The organism is Haemophilus aegyptius (genome assembly GCF_900475885.1).
Taxonomy (GTDB): Bacteria; Pseudomonadota; Gammaproteobacteria; order Enterobacterales; family Pasteurellaceae; genus Haemophilus; species Haemophilus influenzae.
This window is the reverse complement of sequence record NZ_LS483429.1, coordinates 1,824,801-1,840,858: the sequence shown is the minus strand read 5'-3', so window position 1 is coordinate 1,840,858 and position 16,058 is coordinate 1,824,801. Positions and strand designations below refer to the sequence as shown.

Below are 16,058 nucleotides of genomic sequence, written 5' to 3'. Positions count from 1 at the left end.
TGCGGTCAATTTTCAAAGAGTTTTAAATGGATAAAAAAGAAAAACGCCCAACTGTACTTTTTTTTGACTCTGGAGTGGGTGGGTTTAGCGTATACCGTGAAGCCAAAAAACTATTACCAAATTGGCGTTATCTCTATTGTTTTGATAATGCCGGTTTCCCTTATTCAGAACGCAAAGAAGAAAGTATTATTCACCGCACTTTAGCGGCGTGTCAGCTTATTAATCAACGTTATCCATTAGATGCAATGGTGATAGCTTGCAATACAGCGAGTACTGTTGTGCTTCCGCCTTTGCGAGCTGCTTTTGATATTCCTATCATTGGGACTGTACCCGCTATTAAACCTGCATCAGAAATAACAAAGACAAAACATATTGGTTTATTAGCTACAAAGGGGACTGTAAAACGTCATTATATCGATGAGTTGATTGATAAATTTGCGCAAGATTGTATTGTTGAGAGACTGGGAACGACAAAATTAGTCGAAATTGCGGAGCAAAAAATTCGTGGTCATTCCGTTGATCTCATTAGTTTAAAAGATGAGTTATCTTCGTGGGCAGGCATGGCAGATTTGGATACATTAGTTTTAGGTTGTACTCACTTTCCTCTCATCAAAGATGAAATTCAGTTATGCTTGCCACAAGTTAAATATTTTATGGATCCGAGCGCAGCAATTGCTAAACGGATCAAATATTTACTTGATGATAAAAATCTACAAGCGCAAAATGAAAAATATAATCAAATGTTTTGCACCGCACATTTTCCCGAAGAATCTCAATTTAAAAAAGCTTTACATCTATGGGGATTTGAATCTTTGGAAGTAATCAAAATAGATTAAAAGTTAATAGATTAATTGTGTGATATTGATAAATTCACAATTTTTCCTAATTTTATAGGTGATTTTTCTACTTATATCATTTCTATATGTCACTTTTTTAAAATAAATTGTGATCTAGTTCTCAAAATAATTATGATTTTTATTGAATTTGTTAAAATAGTGTTATAATACTTCTCAGGTTTCTCACTATTTTATTGAATAAGAGGTAAAAATGATTATTTCATCAGCTAGCGATTATCGTGAAGCGGCGCGTCGCCGTGTTCCTCCCTTTATGTTCCATTATGCCGATGGCGGTTCTTATGCCGAGCAAACACTTGCGCGTAATGTGAGTGATTTGGAAAATATTGCTTTAAGACAACGTGTCTTAAAAGATATGTCTGAATTGGATACTAGTATAGAATTATTTGGTGAAAAACTTTCAATGCCAACTATTCTTGCACCAGTTGGGGCGTGCGGAATGTATGCACGTCGTGGAGAAGTACAAGCAGCACAAGCGGCAGATAATAAAGGTGTGCCGTTTACCCTTTCAACAGTATCAATTTGTCCAATTGAAGAAGTCGCTCCTGCGATTAAGCGTCCAATGTGGTTTCAGCTTTATGTGTTAAAAGATCGTGGTTTTATGAAAAACGCGCTTGAGCGTGCGAAAGCAGCAGGCTGTTCTACTTTAGTGTTTACGGTCGATATGCCTACTCCAGGTGCGCGTTATCGTGATATGCACTCAGGTATGAGCGGTCCCTACAAAGAAATTCGTCGTGTATTGCAAGGCTTTACGCACCCATTCTGGGCGTATGATGTGGGTATCAAAGGCAAACCGCACACCTTGGGTAATGTTTCAACTTATATGGGTAGACAAATAGGTTTAGATGACTATATTGGCTGGCTAACAGAAAACTTTGATCCATCAATTTCGTGGAAAGATTTAGAGTGGATCCGTGAGTTTTGGGAAGGTCCAATGGTCATTAAAGGCATTCTCGACCCTGAAGATGCGAAAGATGCGGTGCGTTTCGGTGCTGATGGAATTGTCGTTTCAAATCACGGTGGCCGTCAGTTAGATGGCGTGCTTTCAAGTGCAAGAGCGTTGCCACCGATTGCCGATGCAGTGAAAGGGGATATTAAAATTATTGCTGATTCAGGTATTCGCAATGGTTTAGACATAGTCCGTATGTTGGCATTAGGGGCAGATGCAACAATGTTAGGTCGAGCATTTGTTTATGCTTTAGGGGCAGCAGGTCGTCAAGGTGTTGAAAATATGCTCGACATTTTCAAAAAAGAGATGCGCGTAGCGATGACATTAACCAGCAATCGTACTATTGCCGATATTAAACCAGAGGCTTTGGTTGATCTAAGTAAACTTTAATTTATAAATTGAGATCACAAATCAACCGTTTGTTGGCGGAATTATGTATTTTACGTATTTATTTTCAACAAACGGTCGAGTTTTTCAAAAATTTTTGCAAAAAGTACTTGCAAGGGATTTGAAAATCCCTATAATGCACCGCACACAACGACGCACTGTTGTGAAGCATTTAAGTTTCCAAGTGCGTCGTTGTTTTTTGCTCTTTAACAATGTATCAGACAATCTGTGTGGGCACTTGTTGATTGACTTGTTTTAAAACTATTTTTAATTTTGAAGTCTTAATAGGTGCTTAACTGAAAATTCATCATTACTTTTTTAAGTAGTGTTTTATTTATAGCTAAGCAGTTTATTGAGCGATTGAACTTGAATTGAAGAGTTTGATCATGGCTCAGATTGAACGCTGGCGGCAGGCTTAACACATGCAAGTCGAACGGTAGCAGGAGAAAGCTTGCTTTCTTGCTGACGAGTGGCGGACGGGTGAGTAATGCTTGGGAATCTGGCTTATGGAGGGGGATAACGACGGGAAACTGTCGCTAATACCGCGTAGTGTCGAGAGACGAAAGTGCGGGACTGAGAGGCCGCATGCCATAGGATGAGCCCAAGTGGGATTAGGTAGTTGGTGGGGTAAAGGTCTACCAAGCCTGCGATCTCTAGCTGGTCTGAGAGGATGACCAGCCACACTGGAACTGAGACACGGTCCAGACTCCTACGGGAGGCAGCAGTGGGGAATATTGCGCAATGGGGGGAACCCTGACGCAGCCATGCCGCGTGAATGAAGAAGGCCTTCGGGTTGTAAAGTTCTTTCGGTATTGAGGAAGGTTGATGTGTTAATAGCACATCAAATTGACGTTAAATACAGAAGAAGCACCGGCTAACTCCGTGCCAGCAGCCGCGGTAATACGGAGGGTGCGAGCGTTAATCGGAATAACTGGGCGTAAAGGGCACGCAGGCGGTTATTTAAGTGAGGTGTGAAAGCCCTGGGCTTAACCTAGGAATTGCATTTCAGACTGGGTAACTAGAGTACTTTAGGGAGGGGTAGAATTCCACGTGTAGCGGTGAAATGCGTAGAGATGTGGAGGAATACCGAAGGCGAAGGCAGCCCCTTGGGAATGTACTGACGCTCATGTGCGAAAGCGTGGGGAGCAAACAGGATTAGATACCCTGGTAGTCCACGCTGTAAACGCTGTCGATTTGGGGGTTGGGGTTTAACTCTGGCGCCCGTAGCTAACGTGATAAATCGACCGCCTGGGGAGTACGGCCGCAAGGTTAAAACTCAAATGAATTGACGGGGGCCCGCACAAGCGGTGGAGCATGTGGTTTAATTCGATGCAACGCGAAGAACCTTACCTACTCTTGACATCCTAAGAAGAGCTCAGAGATGAGCTTGTGCCTTCGGGAACTTAGAGACAGGTGCTGCATGGCTGTCGTCAGCTCGTGTTGTGAAATGTTGGGTTAAGTCCCGCAACGAGCGCAACCCTTATCCTTTGTTGCCAGCGACTTGGTCGGGAACTCAAAGGAGACTGCCAGTGATAAACTGGAGGAAGGTGGGGATGACGTCAAGTCATCATGGCCCTTACGAGTAGGGCTACACACGTGCTACAATGGCGTATACAGAGGGAAGCGAAGCTGCGAGGTGGAGCGAATCTCATAAAGTACGTCTAAGTCCGGATTGGAGTCTGCAACTCGACTCCATGAAGTCGGAATCGCTAGTAATCGCGAATCAGAATGTCGCGGTGAATACGTTCCCGGGCCTTGTACACACCGCCCGTCACACCATGGGAGTGGGTTGTACCAGAAGTAGATAGCTTAACCTTTTGGAGGGCGTTTACCACGGTATGATTCATGACTGGGGTGAAGTCGTAACAAGGTAACCGTAGGGGAACCTGCGGTTGGATCACCTCCTTACCCAAGACGAGAGACAGCGAGTGCTCACACAGATTGGCTGATAGTTGTAGACAAGATTAAAAACGAAGCGAAAGCAACGTTGAAAAATAAACGTTAAAAGATAAAAAGAAAATAGAGTATCTTTAATTGATGTCCCCATCGTCTAGAGGCCTAGGACATCGCCCTTTCACGGCGGTAACCGGGGTTCGAATCCCCGTGGGGACGCCAATTAAAGATAACTTTATTAGATTGTCTTACTGTTCTTTAAAAAATTGGAAACAAGCTGAAAACAAGAGATTTTCGAGAGAAAGTCTGAGTAGGCAAGACAGGAAAGTGAAAAGAGGGAACTGAGAAGGAAACTCTAAAAACAAACCTGTTTTGTAAAAAAATCTTGATTGAACAAAAGTAATCAAGTGTTTAGTTGAATTAATGAGGCTGAAAGTGCAGTCAAAGCACGGTATCTATTTTATATTGAGTTTTGAAAACATTTGAGGTTGTATAGTTAAGTGACTAAGCGTACAAGGTGGATGCCTTGGCAATCAGAGGCGAAGAAGGACGTGCTAATCTGCGAAAAGCTTGGATGAGTCGATAAGAGGCGTTTAATCCAAGATATCCGAATGGGGAAACCCAGTAGATGAAGAATCTACTATCAACAAGTGAATTCATAGCTTGTTGAGGCAAACCGGGAGAACTGAAACATCTAAGTACCCCGAGGAAAAGAAATCAACCGAGATTTCGTCAGTAGCGGCGAGCGAAAGCGAAAGAGCCAGTAAGTGATAGCAATATAGTTAGGAGAATGTGTTGGGAAGCACAATCAAAGAGGGTGATAATCCCGTATCTAAAAACCATATTGTGGTACTAAGCTAACGAGAAGTAGGGCGGGACACGTGATATCCTGTTTGAAGAAGGGGGGACCATCCTCCAAGGCTAAATACTCCTGATTGACCGATAGTGAACCAGTACTGTGAAGGAAAGGCGAAAAGAACCCCGGTGAGGGGAGTGAAATAGAACCTGAAACCTTGTACGTACAAGCAGTGGGAGCCCCATCACTTAATCCGATTGGAAGGTGATGAAAAGCAACCGCACTTAAACAATGGTAAGAGGAGCGAAGCGAGTCAAACCACCCAAAAGAAGCAGTGGGATTAAGTGATGGGGTGACTGCGTACCTTTTGTATAATGGGTCAGCGACTTATATTTTGTAGCGAGGTTAACCGAATAGGGGAGCCGAAGGGAAACCGAGTCTTAACTGGGCGTTGAGTTGCAGGGTATAGACCCGAAACCCGGTGATCTAGCCATGGGCAGGTTGAAGGTTGGGTAACACTAACTGGAGGACCGAACCGACTAATGTTGAAAAATTAGCGGATGACTTGTGGCTGGGGGTGAAAGGCCAATCAAACCGGGAGATAGCTGGTTCTCCCCGAAATCTATTTAGGTAGAGCCTTGAGGTGACACCTTTGGGGGTAGAGCACTGTTTCGGCTAGGGGTCCATCCCGGATTACCAACCCGATGCAAACTACGAATACCAAAGAGTGATACTCAGGAGACACACGGCGGGTGCTAACGTCCGTCGTGGAGAGGGAAACAACCCAGACCGCCAGCTAAGGTCCCCAAGTCTATATTAAGTGGGAAACGAAGTGGGAAGGCTTAGACAGCTAGGATGTTGGCTTAGAAGCAGCCATCATTTAAAGAAAGCGTAATAGCTCACTAGTCGAGTCGGTCTGCGCGGAAGATGTAACGGGGCTGAAATATAGCACCGAAGCTGCGGCATCAGGCGTATCACTAATACGCCTTACGATTAACAACCTAGAATGGCGCAAAGCGACATGAAAGGTTGTTCAAGCAACCCGAACGTTGAGTCGGGTATCTTAGAGTGAGGATGATTAGTGATACGCCTGTTGGGTAGGGGAGCGTTGTGTAAGCGGAAGAAGGTTCATCGAGAGATGGGCTGGACGTATCACAAGTGCGAATGCTGACATAAGTAACGATAAAACGGGTGAAAAACCCGTTCGCCGGAAGACCAAGGGTTCCTGTCCAACGTTAATCGGGGCAGGGTAAGTCGGCCCCTAAGGCGAGGCTGAAAAGCGTAGTCGATGGGAAACAGGTTAATATTCCTGTACTTGGTAAAGCTGCGATGTGGGGACGGAGTAGGTTAGGTTATCGCACTGTTGGATATGTGCGTTTAAGTTGGTAGGTGGGAAGTTTAGGCAAATCCGGACTTCCTTAACACAGAGAGATGATGACGAGGCTCTACGGAGCTGAAGTAACTGATACCACACTTCCAGGAAAAGCCACTAAGCGAAAGGCTTTACTAAACCGTACTGAAAACCGACACAGGTGGTCAGGTAGAGAATACTCAGGCGCTTGAGAGAACTCGGGTGAAGGAACTAGGCAAAATAGCACCGTAACTTCGGGAGAAGGTGCGCCGGCGTAGATTGTAAGGGCTAGCCCCTGAAGGTTGAACCGGTCGAAGTGACCAGCTGGCTGCAACTGTTTATTAAAAACACAGCACTCTGCAAACACGAAAGTGGAGGTATAGGGTGTGATGCCTGCCCGGTGCTGGAAGGTTAATTGATGGTGTCATCGCAAGAGAAGCACCTGATCGAAGCCCCAGTAAACGGCGGCCGTAACTATAACGGTCCTAAGGTAGCGAAATTCCTTGTCGGGTAAGTTCCGACCTGCACGAATGGCATAATGATGGCCAGGCTGTCTCCACCCGAGACTCAGTGAAATTGAAATCGCCGTGAAGATGCGGTGTACCCGCGGCTAGACGGAAAGACCCCGTGAACCTTTACTATAGCTTGACACTGAACATTGAATTTTGATGTGTAGGATAGGTGGGAGACTTTGAAGTAGGAACGCCAGTTTCTATGGAGTCATCCTTGAAATACCACCCTTTAACGTTTGATGTTCTAACGAAGATTGCGGAACGTGGTCTCGGACAGTGTCTGGTGGGTAGTTTGACTGGGGCGGTCTCCTCCCAAAGCGTAACGGAGGAGCACGAAGGTTTGCTAATCACGGTCGGACATCGTGAGGTTAGTGCAATGGTATAAGCAAGCTTAACTGCGAGACAGACAAGTCGAGCAGGTACGAAAGTAGGTCATAGTGATCCGGTGGTTCTGAATGGAAGGGCCATCGCTCAACGGATAAAAGGTACTCCGGGGATAACAGGCTGATACCGCCCAAGAGTTCATATCGACGGCGGTGTTTGGCACCTCGATGTCGGCTCATCACATCCTGGGGCTGAAGTAGGTCCCAAGGGTATGGCTGTTCGCCATTTAAAGTGGTACGCGAGCTGGGTTTAGAACGTCGTGAGACAGTTCGGTCCCTATCTGCCGTGGGCGTAGGATGATTGATTGGGGCTGCTCCTAGTACGAGAGGACCGGAGTGGACGCATCACTGGTGTTCCAGTTGTCTCGCCAGAGGCATTGCTGGGTAGCTAAATGCGGAAGAGATAAGTGCTGAAAGCATCTAAGCACGAAACTTGCCAAGAGATGAGTCATCCCTGACTTTAAGTCAGTAAGGGTTGTTGTAGACTACGACGTAGATAGGTCAGGTGTGTAAGTGTAGTGATACATTGAGCTAACAGATACTAATTGCCCGAGAGGCTTAACTATACAACGCTCAAGTGTTTTTGGGAGCTAAGTGAAGTAAGAGATGAAAAGCGAAGCAAATAAAAGTAGAGCGGAAACCGAAGTAAAAGACTAAACAAAGAAAAGTAAATATAGAAGACTTAATAGAAAGGAAATTGAGTTCAGCTTGTGACCAATAAGAACGAGTGAAAGGTAGAGTAAAGACTGAGTAACGAGAGATAAAAGAGACGAGAGATAAAAGAGAAGACGAGTTATCAAAGAATTATCCTGGCGGCGATAGTGCGGTGGACCCACCTGAGACCATACCGAACTCAGAAGTGAAACGCTGTAATGCCGATGGTAGTGTGGGGTTTCCCCATGTGAGAGTAGGGCACCGCCAGGTTAGCAAATAAAAAATCTAAATATAAATCTATCCATTAAGGTAATTAAGATAGATAAAATTAAGTAAAAACAGAATTAAACAAATTAGATAAAGAATAAATATAGAACCCCAGTTTAAGGACTGGGGTTTTGTATTTTAACTAAAATAATTATCTAAATAATTAATTTTATTAATTAGCATATTTCTAATTTTAATGTATTATACTGGTTCCCTAATTCTTAATTTTATATGAATATTATTAATGAAACCAACCTTTCTAGAATTTAGACATCTTAAAACTTTATTGGCTTTAAAAGAGACAGGCAGCGTTTCTCTAGCTGCAAAGCGCGTATATCTAACCCAATCAGCACTTTCTCACCAAATTAAATTAATAGAAGAACAATTTGGCTTGCCTTTATTTGAACGTAAAAGTAATCCACTTCGTTTTACTTCAGCTGGTGAGCGTTTAATTCGTCTTGCGAATGAAGTAATGCCGAAAGTGATTGATGCTGAACGTGATCTTGTACGGGTAAAACACGGCGATGCAGGACAGTTACGTATAGCGGTGGAATGCCATACTTGTTTTGATTGGTTAATGCCAGCGATGGATGAATTCCGTCAGCATTGGGGGCTAGTAGAACTGGATATTGTATCTGGCTTTCATACTGATCCCGTTGGTTTATTACTTTCCCATCGAGCAGATTGGGCGATAGTATCAGAAATAGAGTATAATGATGATGTCATTTTTAAACCGCTCTTTTCTTATGAAATGGTTGGGATTTGCTCAAAAAATCATTCTTTAGCAGAAAAAGATATTTGGGAAGCGGAAGATTTTATTGATGAAACTTGGGTAACTTACCCCGTACCTGACGATATGTTAGATCTATGGCGTAAAGTGCTTAAATCAAAAGGCATTAATCCTACTCGCCGTACAACAGAACTTACTATTGCAATGATTCAACTTGTTGCGAGCAAACGCGGCATTGCCACAGTGCCTTATTGGGCTGCCTTGCCTTATTTGGAAAAAGGTTATGTTGTGGCAAGAAAAATCACAAAAGGTGGCTTATACAGCAACTTATATGCCGCGATTCGCAAAGAAGATGAATCTCTTTCTTATTTAGAAGATTTTTATCAAACAGTCAAATCTCAAAGTTTCTCAACTTTACCTGGACTTTCTGTTTTAAATTTATAGACATAATTAATGAATTTATCTCAACAAAATCAACACTTTAACCCAATTACTGAAGCGGCTAAAGCTGCTTTTCCCTATAGCGTACCAATGATTGCAGGATTTTTATTTCTTGGCATAGCATACGGTATTTATATGAAAGCACTTGGTTTCGGATTTTTATATCCTACTTTGATGGCTTTACTTATTTATGCGGGTTCTGTTGAATTTATTGCAGCAGGCGCACTTATTGCACCTTTCTCTCCAATCAGCGTATTATTAATTACCTTAATGATTAGTGCCCGCCAAATTTTTTATGGCATATCAATGCTAGAAAAATATGGCATACATATAGGAAAAAACGCTGGTATTTAATCACAACACTTGTAGATGAATCTTTTTCCCTAAATTATATGGCAAAAATCCCACCGCACTTAGATAAAGGCTGGTATATGTTTTTTGTGAGCTTATATTTGCATATTTATTGGGTACTTGGCGCAGCAATGGGGAATTTATTTGGTACTGTTTTACCTTTTAATTTAAAAGGTGTGGAATTTTCAATGACAGCACTATTCTTAGTTATTTTTGCAGAAAATTGGTTAAAAGAAAAATCCCACGAAAGCTCTCTCTTAGGTTTAGGCATCGCATTAGTTTTTTTACTTATTATAGGAAAAGAATATTTTTTAATTCCAACATTAATTGGCATTTGGTTAATTCTAACTATGCGCATAACTAAATTAGAAACAAAATTGGAATCTTTAAAATGACATTAATAGAACAAATCATTACCATCGGAATTTGTATAGTGGCGGTACAATTTACACGTTTATTACCATTTTTTGTATTTCCTGTTAATCGCCCCATTCCACAATATATCCGTTATCTTGGAAAAGTTTTACCCCCTGCAATGTTTGGAATGCTTGTCGTTTATTGCTATAAAAATATTGAGATTTTAACTGGCTATCACGGCATTCCTGATTTGCTTGCAGGGATAGTCGTGCTTGGCTTACATTTCTGGAAGAAAAATATGTTTCTATCTATTGCCGTAGGCACACTTTTCTACATGGCTCTCGTTCAACTTATTTTTATATAATTTTCCCTTGCAAACGGTTGCTTCTTTTTCTTATCTTTTCCTTGCGTTAAAAATCTTTTATCATACCCACCGTTTTTATTTTTAATCAAAGAGAACAAAATAATGGACTTTAATTTTATTGAGTTTTTAGGTTATATGGCGACTTTTTTTGTTGCTGCATCTTTCTTATTTAAATCTATTGTGCATTTACGCATTGTAAATAGTATCGGCGCGATTTTATTTGTTATTTACAGCGTAATTATCACAGCATATCCCGTTGCATTATTAAATGCCTTTTTAGTTGTGGTAAATATTTATCAACTTTGGCGATTAAAACAAGAAAATCTCTCTAAATAAAGGAAAAGTGCGGTAGAATTTTACCGCACTTTGTCATTTTAATGTTCGCGAGTTTTGTAAAAAACGACATCAGGATAACGTTCTTGAGCTAAATTTAGATTTACCATTGTTGGTGCAATATAGGTTAAATTATCGCCGCCATCTAAGGCTAAATTTTGCTCGTTTTTACGTTTAAATTCTTCAAATTTTTTCTCATCGACACATTCCACCCAACGAGCCGTGGCAACGTTCACATTTTCATAAATCGCTTCCACGTTATATTCAGTTTTTAAACGCGAAACCACCACATCAAACTGTAACACACCCACAGCCCCCACAATTAAATCGTTGTTTAATAATGGACGAAACACTTGCACTGCACCCTCTTCAGAAAGTTGCACCAAGCCTTTCAACAGTTGTTTTTGTTTAAGCGGATCTTTCAAACGAATACGACGGAACAACTCTGGCGCAAAATTTGGAATGCCTGTAAATTTCAGCGTTTCGCCTTGCGTGAACGTATCGCCAATTTGAATCGTACCGTGATTATGTAAACCAATAATATCACCAGCGTAAGCTTCTTCGGCGTGAGCACGGTCGCCAGCCATAAAAGTCAGCGCATCAGAAATAACCACATCTTTTCCAATACGGACGTGTTTAAGTTTCATCCCTTTTTCATATTTGCCCGAAACCACACGCATAAACGCCACTCTGTCACGGTGTTTCGGATCCATATTGGCTTGAATTTTAAACACAAAACCACTGAATTTTTCTTCCGCACTTTCCACCGTTCTTGTATCCGCTTGACGAGATTGCGGTTTCGGCGCCCATTGTGTTAAGCCATCAAGAAAATGATCCACCCCAAAATTACCTAATGCTGTCCCGAAAAATACAGGGGTAAGCTCGCCCTTAATAAAGGCATCTTGCTCAAATTCATTACTTGCGCCTTGCACCAATTCCAATTCATCACGAAGCTGTTGTGCTAAATCATCGCCAACAGCAACATCTAATTCAGGATTATTCAAGCCTTTAACAACACGCACTGCCTGAATGGTTGAACCCTGCCCTGATTGATATAAATAGGTTTCATCTTTTGCAAGATGATAAACGCCCTTAAACAACTTCCCACAGCCAATTGGCCAAGTAATTGGCGCACAACGAATTTTCAACACATTTTCCACCTCGTCCAACAATTCCATCGGATCACGAATATCACGGTCGAGTTTATTCATAAACGTAATAATGGGCGTATCACGTAAACGTGTGACTTCCATCAACTTAATCGTACGTTCCTCCACCCCTTTGGCAGAGTCAATAACCATCAAACAGCTATCCACAGCGGTTAAAGTGCGGTAAGTATCTTCAGAGAAATCTTCGTGTCCGGGGGTATCGAGCAAATTCACTAAACAATCATTATAAGGAAATTGCATCACAGAAGTGGTAATCGAAATCCCACGTTGTTTTTCCATTTCCATCCAGTCAGATTTCGCGTGAGCCGCCGAACCTTTGCCTTTTACAGAACCTGCAGTTTGAATTGCATTGCCGTATAAAAGTACTTTTTCAGTAATCGTTGTTTTACCCGCATCAGGGTGGGAAATAATCGCAAAAGTGCGACGTTTATTAACTTCTTCTAATGGATAACTCATTGTTTCTTCTTCGTTCAATTAAAAATGTGGGCTATTTTCCCTGATTTTAGGTTTTTGCTCAAACGAATTTGTAAATAAAGTGCGGTTGGTTTTCTTAGAAAAATTGGTCGGCTTTGTATAAAGACAAATTTTCGCTTATACTACGCAAGTTTTTTACGCTAACAACATAGGAAAAATTATGGGTTTCTTAACAGGTAAACGCATTTTAGTCACAGGTCTTGCAAGCAATCGTTCCATCGCTTACGGGATCGCAAAGTCAATGAAAGAACAAGGCGCAGAACTTGCTTTCACTTATTTAAACGATAAATTACAACCGCGCGTAGAAGAATTTGCCAAAGAATTTGGTTCTGATATCGTGCTTCCTTTAGATGTGGCAACCGATGAAAGCATCCAAAACTGCTTTGCAGAATTAAGTAAGCGTTGGGATAAATTTGATGGTTTTATTCACGCAATCGCATTTGCACCAGGTGATCAATTAGACGGCGATTACGTAAACGCGGCAACTCGTGAGGGCTATCGTATCGCTCACGATATTAGCGCATACAGCTTTGTTGCAATGGCACAAGCGGCACGCCCTTACTTAAATCCAAATGCAGCGTTATTAACGCTTTCTTATTTAGGTGCAGAACGTGCAATTCCTAACTACAACGTAATGTGCCTAGCAAAAGCCTCTCTTGAAGCTGCAACGCGCGTAATGGCAGCAAATTTAGGTAAAGAAGGTATTCGTGTGAATGCAATCTCTGCAGGCCCAATCCGCACTTTAGCCGCATCAGGCATTAAAAACTTCAAGAAAATGCTTTCCACCTTTGAAAAAACCGCCGCATTACGTCGCACTGTCACTATCGAAGATGTGGGTAACTCAGCGGCATTCCTATGCTCTGATTTAGCATCGGGTATTACTGGCGAAATCGTTCACGTTGATGCAGGTTTCAGCATCACTGCAATGGGCGAATTAGGCGAAGAATAAGTTTTCTTACATTCTTTTTTAGGCAGGCTTTTCAGTCTGCCTTTTCGCTTTTTTAAAATATAACGATGTTTCAAAATAACTATGTTTCAAGATAATCCTCTACTCGCACAACTTAAACAACAAATCCACGACAGCAAAGAACAGGTTGAGGGCGTGGTAAAAAGCACAGATAAGGTCTACGGTTTTTTAGAGTGCGATAAGAAAACCTATTTCATCGCACCGCCATCAATGAAAAAAGTGATGCACGGCGACAAAATCAAAGCCACTATTGAAAAACAGGGCGACAAAGAACAAGCCGAGCCAGAATCCTTAATTGAGCCAATGCTCACACGTTTTATCGCAAAAGTGCGGTTCAATAAAGACAAGAAATTACAAGTTTTGGTGGATCACCCAAACATTAATCAGCCCATTGGTGCACAACAGGCGAAATCTGTTAAAGAAGAACTGCAAGAGGGCGACTGGGTCGTCGCAAATTTAAAAACCCATCCATTACGTGACGATCGCTTTTTCTACGCCACAATTAATCAATTTATTTGCCAAGCTGATGATGAATTAGCCCCTTGGTGGGTCACATTGGCACGCCACGAACAATCGCGCTATCCCGTGCAAGGCACAGAACCTTATGAAATGTTAGATCAAAAAACACGCGAAAATCTGACCGCACTTCATTTTGTAACCATTGATTCCGAAAGCACAATGGATATGGACGATGCCTTATATATCGAACCCATAGCACAAAACAGCACACAAACAGGCTGGAAATTAGTGGTCGCTATTGCTGACCCAACCGCTTACATCGCCTTAGATTCTCAAATTGAACAAGAAGCCAAACAGCGTTGCTTCACAAATTATTTACCGGGCTTTAACATTCCAATGTTACCTCGTGAATTATCTGATGAATTATGTTCCTTAATCGCCAATGAAACCCGCCCTGCGCTTGTCTGTTATATCGAAACCGATCTTGCAGGCAACATCACAGCCAAACCGCATTTTGTTTCCGCTTATGTTCAATCTAAAGCCAAATTGGCTTACAACAAAGTGTCGGATTATTTAGAACAGGCAGACAATGCATGGCAGCCAGAAACGCCAGAAACAGCACAACAAATTCACTGGCTACATCAATTTACCAAAGCCCGCATTCAATGGCGCAAAACCCATTCCTTACTCTTTAAAGAAAAACCCGATTATGCCTTTGTGCTGGCAGAAAACGGCAAAGTGCAAGAAATCAAAGCAGAATATCGCCGCATTGCCAATCAAATTGTGGAAGAAGCAATGATTATTGCCAACATCTGCGCCGCCCAATTTTTACACGAACAGGCAAAAACAGGCATTTTCAACACCCACAGCGGTTTTGATAAAAAATACTTAGAAAATGCGCACCATTTCTTAATGGCAAATTTAGCCAATGAACAAAATCAAACTGAACTGGCAGAACGTTATTCAGTAGAAAACTTAGCAACCTTAAACGGCTATTGCCAAATGCGCAACGACATAGACCCCCTCGAAAGCGATTATTTAGAACTGCGTTTACGCCGTTATTTAACTTTCACCGAATTTAAATCAGAATTAGCACCGCACTTTGGTCTTGGTTTAGAAGGCTATGCCACTTGGACATCGCCCATCCGCAAATATTCAGATATGGTTAATCATCGCTTAATCAAAGCCGTGCTGGCAAAACAGCCTTATGAAAAACCACAAAATGACGTGTTGGCACGTTTGCAAGAGGCTCGCCGCCAAAATCGCCTAGTGGAACGTGATATTGCCGATTGGCTATATTGCCGTTATCTTGCGCCGAAAGTGGCTGAAAATGTGGAATTTAATGCAGAAGTGCAAGATGTAATGCGTGCAGGCTTACGCGTACAACTGCTCGAAAATAGTGCATCGCTATTTATTCCTGCCGCCACGTTGCACAACAACAAAGAAGAAATACAGCTAAACCCTGACGAACTCGCCCTCTATATAAAAGGCGAACGCACTTACAAAATAGGCGACATTGTGAAAGTGAAACTCACAGAAGTGAAAGAAGCAACTCGCAGTATTGTGGGCGAAATACTTCAATAAATTGCCGTTCCCTTTTGCCTAAAACCTGCTTTCAATGCCAGAAAGCAGGTTTTTCTTTTAATTTTTACCGCACTTTTCAACAAAAACACCTAAACACTATTAATGTTATTAAATAATGTTGATTTTGTTTCAACTTATGACACTGTTGAATTTGTCAGCGGTGCAAACGCAAATGTGAGCGTTACGACTGATGATAACAAAAAAACAACAGTCCGTGTGGATGTCAAAGATGAATTGACGGGCGTGAAGAGCGTGGAGTTTAAAGATACGGCGAATGGTGCAAACGGTGCAAGCACGAAGATTACCAAAGACGGTTTGACCATTACGCCGGCAAACGGTGCGAATGGTGCGGCGGCGACTGATGCCGACAAGATTAAAGTGGCTTCAGACGGCATTAGCGCGGGTAATAAAGCAGTTAAAAACGTCGCGGCAGGCGAAATTTCCGCCACTTCCATAGATGCGATTAACGGCAGCCAGTTGTATGCCGTGGCAAAAGGGGTAACAAATCTTGCTGGACAAGTGAATAAAGTGGGCAAACGTGCAGATGCCGGTACAGCAAGTGCATTAGCAGCTTCACAGTTACCACAAGCCTCTATGCCAGGTAAATCAATGGTTTCTATTGCGGGAAGTAGTTATCAAGGTCAAAATGGTTTAGCTATCGGGGTATCACGAATTTCCGATAATGGCAAAGTGATTATTCGCTTGTCAGGCACAACCAATAGTCAAGGTAAAACAGGCGTTGCAGCTGGTGTTGGTTACCAGTGGTAAAGTTTGGATTATCTC

The 16,058-nt window shown here is 42.2% G+C and carries 8 protein-coding genes, 1 tRNA gene, 3 rRNA genes and 2 pseudogenes; 13 read left to right on the top strand and 1 reads right to left on the bottom strand.

Annotation, left to right across the window (positions count from 1 at the left end; translation table 11 throughout):
- Positions 1-26 precede the first annotated feature (26 nt).
- From murI to DQN49_RS09380, 10 genes and pseudogenes are all read left to right on the top strand, one after another.
- The gene (gene murI, locus DQN49_RS09430; RefSeq protein WP_006995756.1) at positions 27-836 is read left to right on the top strand and encodes a glutamate racemase; all 810 of its coding nucleotides are present in this window, start codon (positions 27-29) and stop codon (positions 834-836) included.
- A gap of 211 nt (positions 837-1,047) precedes the next feature.
- Positions 1,048-2,193, top strand: coding sequence for an FMN-dependent L-lactate dehydrogenase LldD (lldD, locus tag DQN49_RS09425; RefSeq protein ID WP_005649913.1), 1,146 nt, complete (start codon positions 1,048-1,050; stop codon positions 2,191-2,193).
- Between the two features lie 365 nt (positions 2,194-2,558).
- Positions 2,559-4,098: ribosomal RNA gene (locus DQN49_RS09415) — 16S ribosomal RNA — on the top strand.
- Positions 4,099-4,229: 131 nt separating this feature from the next.
- A tRNA-Glu gene (locus DQN49_RS09410) sits at positions 4,230-4,305 on the top strand.
- 272 nt (positions 4,306-4,577) lie between these two features.
- Positions 4,578-7,691: ribosomal RNA gene (locus tag DQN49_RS09405) — 23S ribosomal RNA — on the top strand.
- A 242-nt stretch (positions 7,692-7,933) separates the two neighbouring features.
- Positions 7,934-8,049, top strand: a 5S ribosomal RNA gene (rrf, locus tag DQN49_RS09400).
- Together the 16S, 23S and 5S rRNA genes with 1 tRNA gene alongside form the textbook arrangement of a ribosomal RNA operon.
- Before the next feature lie 241 nt (positions 8,050-8,290).
- Complete coding sequence (locus DQN49_RS09395; RefSeq protein ID WP_013527544.1) at positions 8,291-9,220, top strand: LysR family transcriptional regulator; 930 nt, start codon at positions 8,291-8,293, stop codon at positions 9,218-9,220.
- A gap of 9 nt (positions 9,221-9,229) precedes the next feature.
- A pseudogene (gene azlC, locus DQN49_RS09390) lies at positions 9,230-9,963 on the top strand (azaleucine resistance protein AzlC).
- Complete coding sequence (locus DQN49_RS09385) at positions 9,960-10,289, top strand: branched-chain amino acid transporter permease (RefSeq protein ID WP_005658306.1); 330 nt, start codon at positions 9,960-9,962, stop codon at positions 10,287-10,289. Before azlC ends, DQN49_RS09385 begins: the two are co-directional and overlap by 4 nt.
- A gap of 102 nt (positions 10,290-10,391) precedes the next feature.
- Entirely contained in the window at positions 10,392-10,625 is a 234-nt protein-coding gene (locus DQN49_RS09380; RefSeq protein WP_005649925.1) for a YgjV family protein, read from the top strand.
- Positions 10,626-10,663: 38 nt separating this feature from the next.
- Here DQN49_RS09380 and prfC read toward each other — a convergent pair whose 3' ends face one another.
- Complete coding sequence (gene prfC / locus DQN49_RS09375) at positions 10,664-12,247, bottom strand: peptide chain release factor 3 (protein WP_006995761.1); 1,584 nt, start codon at positions 12,245-12,247, stop codon at positions 10,664-10,666.
- 178 nt (positions 12,248-12,425) lie between these two features.
- On the opposite strand from prfC, the gene DQN49_RS09370 reads away from it, so the two are divergent.
- The 3 genes and pseudogenes from DQN49_RS09370 to DQN49_RS10685 form a co-directional block, all read left to right on the top strand.
- A complete protein-coding gene (locus DQN49_RS09370; RefSeq protein ID WP_006995762.1) occupies positions 12,426-13,214 on the top strand; it encodes an SDR family oxidoreductase in 789 nt (262 codons plus the stop codon).
- An 81-nt stretch (positions 13,215-13,295) separates the two neighbouring features.
- Entirely contained in the window at positions 13,296-15,275 is a 1,980-nt protein-coding gene (gene rnb / locus DQN49_RS09365) for an exoribonuclease II (RefSeq protein ID WP_006995763.1), read from the top strand.
- Positions 15,276-15,695: 420 nt separating this feature from the next.
- A pseudogene (locus DQN49_RS10685) lies at positions 15,696-16,043 on the top strand (YadA family autotransporter adhesin); the annotation flags it as partial.
- Positions 16,044-16,058 lie beyond the last annotated feature (15 nt).

What these genes read in the sequence shown, in the direction of transcription:
- lldD (WP_005649913.1), top strand. Translation starts at nt 1,048, where the DNA reads ATGATTATTTCATCAGCTAGCGATTATCGTGAAGCGGCGCGTCGCCGT.
- DQN49_RS09385 (WP_005658306.1), top strand. Translation starts at nt 9,960, where the DNA reads ATGACATTAATAGAACAAATCATTACCATCGGAATTTGTATAGTGGCG.
- prfC (WP_006995761.1), bottom strand. Translation starts at nt 12,247, where the DNA reads ATGAGTTATCCATTAGAAGAAGTTAATAAACGTCGCACTTTTGCGATT.
- DQN49_RS09380 (WP_005649925.1), top strand. Translation starts at nt 10,392, where the DNA reads ATGGACTTTAATTTTATTGAGTTTTTAGGTTATATGGCGACTTTTTTT.
- DQN49_RS09370 (WP_006995762.1), top strand. Translation starts at nt 12,426, where the DNA reads ATGGGTTTCTTAACAGGTAAACGCATTTTAGTCACAGGTCTTGCAAGC.
- DQN49_RS09395 (WP_013527544.1), top strand. Translation starts at nt 8,291, where the DNA reads ATGAAACCAACCTTTCTAGAATTTAGACATCTTAAAACTTTATTGGCT.
- murI (WP_006995756.1), top strand. Translation starts at nt 27, where the DNA reads ATGGATAAAAAAGAAAAACGCCCAACTGTACTTTTTTTTGACTCTGGA.
- rnb (WP_006995763.1), top strand. Translation starts at nt 13,296, where the DNA reads ATGTTTCAAGATAATCCTCTACTCGCACAACTTAAACAACAAATCCAC.